Origin of the sequence: Rhodoluna sp. (genome assembly GCF_044232805.1) — a bacterium.
Taxonomy (GTDB): Bacteria; Actinomycetota; Actinomycetes; order Actinomycetales; family Microbacteriaceae; genus Rhodoluna.
On record NZ_JBIILG010000040.1, the window covers coordinates 1 to 9,856 of the forward strand.

The 9,856-nt window shown below is 49.4% G+C and carries 9 protein-coding genes and 3 tRNA genes; 2 read left to right on the plus strand and 10 right to left on the minus strand.

Annotated features, from left to right (window positions below):
* Window positions 1-113: 113 nt before the first annotated feature.
* The 4 genes from pdxT to thrS are packed head-to-tail and all read right to left on the minus strand — an operon-like array spanning window position 114 to window position 4,046.
* A complete protein-coding gene (gene pdxT / locus AC9UES_RS05500; protein ID WP_509527396.1) occupies window positions 114-689 on the minus strand; it encodes a pyridoxal 5'-phosphate synthase glutaminase subunit PdxT in 576 nt (191 codons plus the stop codon).
* Window positions 690-1,583 carry a pyridoxal 5'-phosphate synthase lyase subunit PdxS gene (gene pdxS / locus AC9UES_RS05505; RefSeq protein WP_509527398.1) on the minus strand — a complete coding sequence of 298 codons (894 nt, stop codon included), beginning with the start codon at window positions 1,581-1,583 and terminating at the stop codon, window positions 690-692. It lies immediately after the preceding gene.
* 30 nt (window positions 1,584-1,613) lie between these two features.
* Window positions 1,614-2,141 (minus strand): HIT family protein, encoded by a 528-nt coding sequence (locus AC9UES_RS05510; RefSeq protein WP_509527400.1) that lies wholly within the window; start codon window positions 2,139-2,141, stop codon window positions 1,614-1,616.
* The gene (thrS, locus tag AC9UES_RS05515; protein ID WP_509527412.1) at window positions 2,142-4,046 is read right to left on the minus strand and encodes a threonine--tRNA ligase; all 1,905 of its coding nucleotides are present in this window, start codon (window positions 4,044-4,046) and stop codon (window positions 2,142-2,144) included.
* Window positions 4,047-4,246: 200 nt separating this feature from the next.
* On the opposite strand from thrS, the gene AC9UES_RS05520 reads away from it, so the two are divergent.
* The gene (locus tag AC9UES_RS05520; protein WP_509527402.1) at window positions 4,247-4,819 is read left to right on the plus strand and encodes a VIT1/CCC1 transporter family protein; all 573 of its coding nucleotides are present in this window, start codon (window positions 4,247-4,249) and stop codon (window positions 4,817-4,819) included.
* Here AC9UES_RS05520 and mqo read toward each other — a convergent pair.
* The 5 genes from mqo to AC9UES_RS05545 form a co-directional block, all read right to left on the minus strand.
* Window positions 4,816-6,282 (minus strand): malate dehydrogenase (quinone), encoded by a 1,467-nt coding sequence (mqo, locus tag AC9UES_RS05525; RefSeq protein ID WP_509527404.1) that lies wholly within the window; start codon window positions 6,280-6,282, stop codon window positions 4,816-4,818. The two genes, AC9UES_RS05520 and mqo, sit on opposite strands and share 4 nt — an antisense overlap.
* Window positions 6,283-6,317: 35 nt before the next feature.
* Window positions 6,318-6,389 (minus strand) — tRNA-Val (locus AC9UES_RS05530).
* 10 nt (window positions 6,390-6,399) lie between these two features.
* A tRNA-Cys gene (locus tag AC9UES_RS05535) sits at window positions 6,400-6,470 on the minus strand.
* A 24-nt stretch (window positions 6,471-6,494) separates the two neighbouring features.
* Window positions 6,495-6,566: transfer RNA gene (locus tag AC9UES_RS05540), tRNA-Gly, on the minus strand.
* A 97-nt stretch (window positions 6,567-6,663) separates the two neighbouring features.
* Complete coding sequence (locus AC9UES_RS05545) at window positions 6,664-7,923, minus strand: ammonium transporter (RefSeq protein ID WP_509527406.1); 1,260 nt, start codon at window positions 7,921-7,923, stop codon at window positions 6,664-6,666.
* Between the two features lie 152 nt (window positions 7,924-8,075).
* Here AC9UES_RS05545 and nhaA point away from each other — a divergent pair, with 152 nt between their 5' ends.
* Window positions 8,076-9,239 carry a Na+/H+ antiporter NhaA gene (gene nhaA, locus AC9UES_RS05550; RefSeq protein ID WP_509527408.1) on the plus strand — a complete coding sequence of 388 codons (1,164 nt, stop codon included), beginning with the start codon at window positions 8,076-8,078 and terminating at the stop codon, window positions 9,237-9,239.
* Here nhaA and zapE read toward each other — a convergent pair.
* On the minus strand, window positions 9,202-9,856 hold a 655-nt coding region (gene zapE, locus AC9UES_RS05555), incomplete at its 5' end, for a cell division protein ZapE (protein ID WP_509527410.1). The genes nhaA and zapE overlap by 38 nt on opposite strands.

Sequence of the window (9,856 nt, forward strand, 5' to 3'; positions counted from 1 at the left end):
AAGTTTTGCACGGCGCGAGTCAATGATCGCCTTTTTGTGCTTGGTGGTGGCCCACTTGGAATGACCGGACATTTTTCTCCTTGAATACTTTCGCTATGAATTCTAAATCAGAACTATTGGGGTGAATTTGCCATCTTCAAAAAGTACTCGTGGACAAAGGTTTCGCCAGTGATCTCGGGGTGAAACGATGTTGCCAACATGTTCTGCTGCCTAACTGCAACCACTCTCCCATCGCTTAGCTTCGAGAGTACCTTTACAGCCTCCCCCACTCTTTCAACGATTGGGGCTCTGATGAACGCAACATTCAGATTCGTACCATCAAAATCGATGACCTGCTCGAACGAATCAAGCTGTGAGCCAAAGGCATTTCTACGGACAGAAATGTCCATCAAGCCCAAACTTTGCTGACCAGAAGCGCTATCCAAAACATCCTTTGCCAAAGTGATCATCCCGGCACAGGTGCCCAGTGTGGCCTTGCCCGATTTGATGAATTCCAGAATTGGTTCCCTTAGCGAAAAGATGTCTATGAGCTTCGAAATTGTCGTTGACTCTCCACCAGGCAGAATCAGTCCCGAGATATCATTTAGGTCTTCGCTCTTTCGAACCTCGACTGTTTCACAAGCTAGTTTGGTGAGCGTTTCAATGTGCTCTCTAACGTCACCTTGTAGAGCTAGTACTCCGATACGCAATTACCAACCGCGCTCCGAGAGTCGATGAGGTGCTGGAAGATCTTTCACGTTGATGCCAACCATGGCTTCACCAAGACCCCTTGAAGCCTCTGCAATAACCGAAGCATCGTTGAATGCGGCAACTGCTTTAACAATCGCGGCGGCGCGCTTAGCAGGTTCTCCCGACTTGAAAACGCCAGAACCAACAAAGACCCCGTCAGCACCAAGTTGCATCATCATTGCAGCGTCAGCTGGAGTAGCAACCCCACCGGCGACAAACAAAACAACAGGAAGCTTCTTAGTTCTTGCTACCTCACGCACGAGATCGTATGGAGCCTGAAGTTCTTTTGCCGCAACGTAGAGTTCGTCCTCTGTCTTTGATGCCAGAACATTAATCTCACCCAAAATGGTTCGGATGTGCTTGGTGGCTTCGGAGACATCTCCGGTACCCGCCTCGCCCTTAGAGCGAATCATTGCGGCACCTTCAGTAATTCTTCGAAGGGCTTCTCCCAAGTTGGTTGCTCCGCAAACAAATGGAACGTCGAATTTCCATTTGTCAATGTGGTTTACATAGTCCGCCGGGGAAAGCACCTCAGACTCATCGATGTAGTCAACCTTCAAAGACTCAAGAACCTGGGCTTCAACAAAATGACCGATACGAGCCTTCGCCATAACTGGAATTGAAACAGTTGCAATAATCTGCTCGATTAGCTCTGGATCGCTCATTCTTGCAACACCACCCTGCGCGCGGATGTCTGCGGGAACACGCTCTAGCGCCATAACTGCTACCGCACCAGCGTCTTCAGCAATCTTGGCTTGTTCTGCGTTCACAACATCCATGATCACGCCACCTTTTAACATCTCTGCCAGGCCGCGCTTAACTAGGGGTGTTGACTCGTTTTTTGAAGGGTTCATTCGGATATTCTAACCCGCCAAAACGGCCATTTAGTTATCCAGCCAGGCCTTTTGAATCTCGGCTCGAACTTCCCCCAGCAGCCTTGGCATTGCTTTGGTTTGGGCGATTATTGGAAAGAAGTTTGAGTCATTACTCCAGCGTGGGACGATGTGCTGGTGCAGGTGCTCTGCAATCCCAGCCCCAGCCAGCTCCCCCTGGTTCATACCAAGATTGAAGCCCTGAGCCTTAGAAACTTTTCGAAGGACCTCCATGCCACGCTTACTAAGGGCAGCCATCTCTGCTGCTTCTTCAAGGGTTGTGTCCTCATAAGAGGCCACGTGGCGATAGGTGCATACGAGCATGTGACCTGAGTTATAGGGAAACAAGTTCATAAGAACGAAGCAGGTTTCTCCTCTGAAAACAATTAGTCCGTCCTCGTCAGAACCCTGGGGTGCCAGGCAAAAAGGACACTCATCTTTCTTAGGGTGCTGGCCATTTTGTATGTAGACCAAGCGATGCGGAGTCCAGAGCCTTTGATAGTTATCTGGCACCCCCGGCAGAAACTCTGGACCGTTCAACTAAACCTGCTTCTTCGATTCAATGGCTTCAATAATAAGAGCAACCGCATCATCAACAGCCACGCCGTTCACCTGTTCGCCCGATCGGTAGCGGAAGCTAACTGAGTTGGATTGCTGATCTTCAGCACCGGCAATTAATTGGAATGGAATCTTGTCCTTGGTGTGATTGCGAATCTTCTTTTGCATCCGATCATCGCCTAGGTCAATCTCTGCTCTAACACCGTGAGATTTTAGTTTTGCGATAACGCCCGAAAGGTATGGAGCAAACTCATCGGCAACTGGAATTCCCATAACCTGGACCGGAGCAAGCCATGGTGGGAAATGTCCGGCGTAGTGCTCGGTAAGCACAGCAAAGAATCTCTCAATCGAACCAAACAGGGCTCGATGAATCATTACCGGTCTCTTTTTTAGACCGTCACTTGCGGTGTATTCGATCTCAAATCTGTCTGGCAAATTGAAGTCCAACTGTATTGTTGACATTTGCCAGGTTCTGCCAATCGCATCACGTGCCTGTACGGAAATCTTTGGTCCGTAAAATGCAGCCCCTCCTGGATCTGGAACTAGTTCTAAACCTGAATCGGTCGCGACCTTGGCCAGAGTGGAAGTTGCTTTATCCCAAAGCTCATCATTACCAACGAATTTCTCGTTGTCTGGATCACGCGTGGATAACTCAAGATAGAAATCGGTAAGGCCATAGTCGCGAAGGAGATCCAGCACAAAACTCAATACCGATGTTAGCTCTGACTCCATATCCTCTAAAGTCACAAACAGGTGAGCATCGTCTTGGGTCATGCCGCGCACTCTGGTTAGACCGTGAACAACGCCAGATTTCTCGTATCTGTAGACCGAACCAAATTCAAACATTCGAAGCGGCAGGTCGCGGTATGAGCGAGCCTGGGACTTGTAAATCAATATGTGAAAAGGACAGTTCATCGGCTTCAAGTAATAGTCCTGGCCTTGCTTGCGAATTACCCCGTTCTCATCGAGTTCTTCATCAAGCTTCATTGGCGGGAACATGCCCTCTGAATACCAGGCCAAGTGGCCGGAAGTTTCGAAGAGGTTGGATTTTGTGATGTGAGGCGAATAGACGAAGTCATATCCGGCTTGCTCGTGACGCTGTCTCGAGTAATCCTCCATCACGCGACGAATAGTTCCACCCTTGGGATGAAAAACTGCTAGGCCCGAACCAATTTCCTCGGGGAAAGAGAATAGATCCAGCTCTTGACCCAATCGTCGGTGATCTCTTTTCGCGGCCTCTTCCATTCGCTCTAAGTGGGCCTTTAATTCATCTTTAGAGGCCCAAGCGGTTCCATAGATTCTTTGCAGCTGCTTGTTCTTCTCATTGCCACGCCAATAAGCCGCGGCAAGCCTAGTGAGGCTAAAACCATTGCCAATCATGCGAGTATTCGGCAAGTGCGGACCGCGGCATAGATCCTTCCAAATAGTTTCACCCGATTTTGCATCGGTGTTGTGGTAAATCGTAAGCTCGCCTGCGCCTACTTCGGCCGAACCTTCTGCTAAGTCGCTTGATCCTTTGAGCGAAACAAGTTCCAGCTTGTAAGGTTCGGTGGACAACTGGTTGCGGGCCTCGTCTTCAGAAATCACTTTTCTCACGAAGCGCTGACCCGAGCGAATAATCCGCTCCATCTCTTTTTCGATACTCTTTAGATCCTCCGGAGTAAAAGGCTCAGCAACATCAAAGTCATAGTAAAAGCCGTCAACAATCGGTGGGCCAATACCTAATTTGGCCTGAGAGTTTATGTTCTGAACAGCTTGTGCAAGTACGTGAGCGGTTGAGTGCCTAAGAATGCTCAATCCGTCTGGGGACGAGATGGTTACTGCCTCGACCGAATCGCCGTCCAAAACAATGTGCGCGAGATCCCTGAGCTCACCCGAAACGCGCATTGCAACAACAGTCTTGTCGGCAAACAGTTCGAAGCCTGTAGTGCCAAGCTTTACCTGCTGTTTGACGCCATCTACAACGACGGATAACTGCTTTTCCAATTGAATCTTCCAATCTGGCCTGCGACTATGGTCAATCCTAACCAGCTGAGAGCTTTCGCCTTGGTATCATTGCGAGTCAGATAAGCCTTGGAAGAAGCAAAATGGAAACCTCCCAACCTCACGTAATCAGCAAAGAGCTTGCCAAAAAGCTCAATTGGCTAAGAGCGGCGGTGCTTGGCGCAAACGATGGAATCGTCTCCACAGCAGGACTCGTGATGGGTGTGGCAGGAGCCACAACAGACAATGGTGCGATTCTGATCGCTGGTATCGCAGCTCTAGTTGCTGGCTCAATCTCGATGGCTGGCGGTGAGTATGCCTCAGTAAGTGCCCAGCGCGATAGCGAGATTGCATCTCGCTTGAAGCGCGAAGGACGCAAGCGAAAGTTTGCAAAGGATGATCATGTATCTCCGATGGCTGCGGCTGTAGCGTCCTTTTTCTCATTTGCACTTGGATCAGTGCTACCAATCGTTGCCATCACTGGACCCTGGACTGAATATCGGGAAGCAGCGACGATTGTTTCAGTGGTGATCTCTCTTGCAATCACAGGCTACGTTGCTGCGATTATCGGAGGAGCAAAGCCGCTTCGCCCGGTGCTTCGAAACGTTGCCGTTTCATTGGTAACAATGGCTGCCGCTTACTGGGTCGGATCACTTCTTGGCGTAGCGGTGGCCTAAGCCTTCAGCTTTAGAGTCTTGGCTGTCGTGCTCAATGATTCACGAGCCTTTGATGGGTCATCATTTAGCTTGAAACCATAGCTCGGCACCGAGTTTGCAATAGCTTTCATCCAAGTGTTCTGGCTTTCTGGGAACATCCTCGTGGCAACATCAAGCATTACCCGAGTCGCTACCGATGCCCCAGGAGATGCTCCTAGTAGGCCAGCGATCGATCCATCGGCCGAACTTATTACCTCTGTTCCAAACTGAAGAACACCCAAGCCGTTGACTGGCTTGATAACTTGTGCTCTTTGTCCGGCTTCATACAGTTCCCAGTCTTCAGCTCTGGCGTTCGGGACAAATTCTCTTAGGCTCTCAAGTTTTTGTTTTGAAGATTTGAAAATCTCTTTGATCAAGTAGATGACCAAAGGGAAGTTCTGGAGCGCAACAGATAGGTAAGACGCTATGTTTCCCAACCGAAGTGAAGCTGGAAGATCAAGCCAAGAGCCGTTTTTCAGGAACTTGAGGTTTAAACCAGCGAAGGGTCCAAACAGTAAAGAGGTCTTTCCATCTATCACTCTGGTGTCAAGGTGAGGAACAGACATGGGTGGCGCGCCAACTGCTGCTTGTGAATAAACCTTTGCCTGATGCCTTGCAACCAGTTCAGGATTTTCGGTCTTGAAGAAGTGACCACTGACTGGGAATGTTCCGTAGCCATTGATCTCCTTGATCTTTGCTTTTTGCAAAAGTTTCAAAGCCCATCCCCCGGCTCCCACAAACACCCGCGGCGAGCTGAATTCAAATTTGGACTCGGTGTTTGTCCCAGTAACTAGCCACGAGCCGTTTTTGCGATCAAGTGAGAGAACTTCGTGACTTGTTAGCACTTCGACATCTTTGGTTTTCAGCCAAGCAAAAAGCTGCTCGGTTAGCGCCCCGTAATCAACATCGGTTCCTTGTTCAATTCTGGTGGCTGCAACATCAGATAGGGGGCGACCTTCAATCATGATGGGCGCCCACTTGGAGATCTGTTCAAAGTCTTTAGAGAATTCAATCCCGGAAAATAGCGGTTGGTCTTTGAGGGCCTTGTACCGTCGCTCTAGGTAATCAACATCCTTAGCGCCTTGAACAAATGTCATGTGGGGAACGGAATGAATGAATGTTTCTGGATCTCCAAGGACACCATCATTAACCAAGCTTGACCAGAACTCCCTGGACTCCTGGAATTGCTGGTTTATGGATATTGCTTTTTCTGCAGATGGGAGATTTCCGTTTGGGTCATCTGGCATGTAGTTGAGTTCGCAAAGTGCTGCGTGTCCTGTGCCAGCGTTGTTCCAAGCGTTTGATGATTCGAGAGAGACGGCATCGAGACGCTCCAGAACAATCATTTTCAGATCTGGATTTGCCTGACGAAGCAACACGGCCAAAGTGGCGCTCATAATTCCGCCACCCACGAGGATCAAGTCGCACTGCCTAGTTGTTGGCACTTACTTTCCTTCTTTGAAGCCTCGATACATTCTCGTGGGCGATACTGGGTTCGAACCAGTGACCTCTTCCGTGTCAGGGAAGCGCGCTACCACTGCGCCAATCGCCCGGGTAATTCGAGGTGAAGACGGGATTCGAACCCGTGTAGACGGCTTTGCAGGCCGCTGCCTAGCCTCTCGGCCACTCCACCGATGCGTAGCTCATGGCCACTGCGAGCGGATGACGAGATTCGAACTCGCGACCCTCACCTTGGCAAGGTGATGCTCTACCACTGAGCCACATCCGCGTGCAACCTAGGTTGCTTGGCTACTCTAACCCAAATCCAAGCTAGCTGCCAGTAGCCCAGATTCGAGCCTTGGTTCTGTAGGGCAAAAATCAACTACCTAGTTCTGGCGGTCGCTTCCGAACGAGTAAGCCTCTTCACCGTGCACTGAGGTATCAATGCCGGCTAGCTCAGCATCGGCTTGGACCCTGAAGCCCATCGTTTTCTCGATTGCAAATCCGATTGCAAGGGCCATCACGAAACTATAGCCAAAGACTGCGGCTGCACCTATGGTCTGAGCTATTAGTTGATCAAATCCGAATCCAAAGAACAATCCCACGTCAACGCCAACCAAACCAATAAACAGTGTTCCAATAACACCACCGACAAGGTGGATTCCCACGACGTCGAGCGAATCATCGAAGCCGAATCTAAACTTTAAATCAATTGCCAGGGCACAGAGAGACCCAGCAACCAAGCCCAGCACTATTGCCCAGACCGGGTCAATCGAAGCACAAGCCGGGGTGATTGCAACCAAACCAGAAATCGCACCAGAGGCAGCACCAATCGATGTTCCTTTGCCGCGCCGAAATTTCTCTATTGAAATCCAACCGAGCATCGCGGCTGCAGGGGCAGCAATTGTATTGATAACAACTAATGAAGCAATACCGTCTGCTGCCAACTGCGATCCGGCATTGAAGCCAAACCAACCGAACCAAAGTAGTGACGCGCCAATCAGGGTTAGTGGAACGTTGTGAGGCTGTGTTATCCCCCTTGAAAAACCAAAGCGCTTTCCTAAAACAATGGCTAGCGCCAAAGCTGCGGCACCGGCGTTAATGTGAACAGCGGTTCCTCCAGCGAAATCAATGGCTCCGAGCTTGTCAACAATCCAGCCACCGTCGTCTTCGGGAGTGAAGTTGAATACCCAGCCAGCAACCGGGAAATAGACCAGTGTGGCCCAGAGTCCCGCGAACACCATCCAGGCTCCAAACTTTGCTCGGTCCGCAATTGCACCTGAAATAAGGGCAACCGTAATTATGGCAAATGTTGCCTGGAAACTAACGAATGCAAGTTCCGGAAAAGCTCCTACTGGAATTGCCGATTCTGCGACTTGAGCGCTTAAGCCAAGCGAGCTGGTGTCGATTCCTATGATGTGAGGAATCCCTATCCACCCTGTGTCGCCTACGTCCGCAAAGGTAATCGCGTAGCCATAGAGCACCCACAAAACAGCTATCAGGGCCAGCGAACCGAACGAAAGCATGATCATGCTCACCACTGATTTCGCCTTTACGAGCCCACCATAGAAGAAAGCAAGTCCTGGAGTCATTAGTAGAACTAATGCAGCAGAGAACAGAACGAACGCGGTGTTTCCTTGATCCATTGGATGCCTTTCGTTGAAAGAGACCTGGTGCTTACTGTTAGCACGATGTTGACGCCTAAAGGTTTCAAGTTGTTGCCAATTTGGTTTCCAAAATGTTTCGATTTTCCTTGCGAGATGAACATCTTGTTTCGTAAATGCGGTATTTTTGAACCATGAAATCCGAACGCAACGCCGCGATGATCATGATGACGGCCGCGATGATTGGGCTCGTGCTTGCAAACTCGCCTTTTGGGGGGCCTCTGCTTGACACACTTGCCATCAAACTAAATCTTGAACTGATCGGAATCCAGATCACCGTTGCCCACGTAGTTTCGGACTTGTTCCTTGCTGTGTTTTTCTTTGTGGCAGGACTAGAACTAAAGTACGAACTCAGGACCGGAACCCTTTCATCACCAAAGAAGGCAATGGTTCCGGTTATTGCAGCCCTTGCTGGAGTTATTGTTCCATCGGCGATCTACGCATATTTGAACTGGGGAACAGTGGGGATTGTGGGATGGCCTATTCCTTCAGCAACCGACATTGCGTTTGCGCTCGGAGTGCTTGCGATTTTTGGCAGAGGCATGCCGTCCGCAGCCCGTATTTTCCTCTTGGCCTTAGCAATTTTTGATGACCTTATTGCTATTAGCATCATTGCTGTTTTTTACACCACCAAGCTAGAGACATCCTGGCTAATCGCTAGCGCGTTGGTTGCGTTTGCATTCAGGTTTGCAGAAACGTCGAAATTTGCTAACAAGTGGCTTGTTAGAGCGATGTTTGGCCTAGTTCTTTGGTACACGATCTACCAAAGCGGTATCCACGCAACCGTGGCCGGCGTGATACTGGGAATCTTGATTCCCGCTGTCAGAGCACATTCCGTTATGAACAAGGTTCAACCAGCGACCAATTTCTTTATTCTTCCCATATTTGCATTCACAGCGGTTGCTGTTGTGATGCCCACAATGGTTGGAGATTCCCAGCAAGTATTCTCGGGAGTTTTCTTTGGACTAGCGATTGGTAAAGTCGTAGGAATTTCCATAGCTGCAGTTATCGCAAACAAGCTTTTATCGCCAAAAGATCGTCTTCCATTAACAGTGCTTGATTTCATCCCGCTAGGTTTGTTGGCGGGAATTGGATTCACGGTTTCGCTTCTTATCGCTCATCTTGCATTCATTGATGATCGTGAGCTCTATGCGCAAGCAACACTTGGTGTGCTACTTGGCTCGTTTGTTGCAACATTTTTGGGCGGAACGACATTATGGTTTAGAGGCAGATGGCACTTGTCTGAAAAGAAGAGAAAAACTAAGACAACTCGGTCAAAGACCCGATCCTCGAAATAGCCCGAAGGTACTTCTTTCGGTATCCACCTGCTAGATACTCATCCGAAAACACTTCTGTTAAACCAATACCCGTTGAAGCAATCGCAACCCTTGACTCATAAAGCCTGTCTACCAAAGAAACGAATCTAAGCGCTGCCGACTGGTCAGTCAGCTTTCGAGCCGATGTCAATATCAAAACATCTATTGACTCGATCAGCTTCAAGTATTTAGAAGGATGAACCTTGGCAAGGTGCTGAAGCAATGCAGAAAAGTCGTCGCGAGATACTTTTTTACCCTCGGAAAGTGAGTCCCTAACTAACTCCTCTGCAGTGGAATCAGATAAAGCAGCAGTGTGGCCATCTATTGGACGATGGCGATAATCATCGCCATCCACGCTTACTATTTGAAACCTATCGGCCATGGCCGATATCTCTCTGGCGAAATCTCGTGCGGCGAATCTTCCCTCCCCAAGTGCATTTGGAGGGGTATTCGATGTTGCAGCAAAACGAATACCTTTTGAGCCAAGCTCTGAAAGTAACCTGGACATCAACATGGTGTCGCCTGGATCATCAAGCTCAAACTCGTCTATGCAAATCAGTTGGTACTGACTCAAGTGTTTCAGGGCATCTGCAAAACCC

Coding starts and splice junctions, on each gene's coding strand:
- pdxS (WP_509527398.1), bottom strand. CDS start 1,583: ATGAACCCTTCAAAAAACGAGTCAACACCCCTAGTTAAGCGCGGCCTG.
- thrS (WP_509527412.1), bottom strand. CDS start 4,046: ATGCGCGTTTCGGGTGAGCTCAGGGATCTCGCGCACATTGTTTTGGAC.
- AC9UES_RS05520 (WP_509527402.1), top strand. CDS start 4,247: ATGGAAACCTCCCAACCTCACGTAATCAGCAAAGAGCTTGCCAAAAAG.
- AC9UES_RS05545 (WP_509527406.1), bottom strand. CDS start 7,923: ATGGATCAAGGAAACACCGCGTTCGTTCTGTTCTCTGCTGCATTAGTT.
- nhaA (WP_509527408.1), top strand. CDS start 8,076: ATGAAATCCGAACGCAACGCCGCGATGATCATGATGACGGCCGCGATG.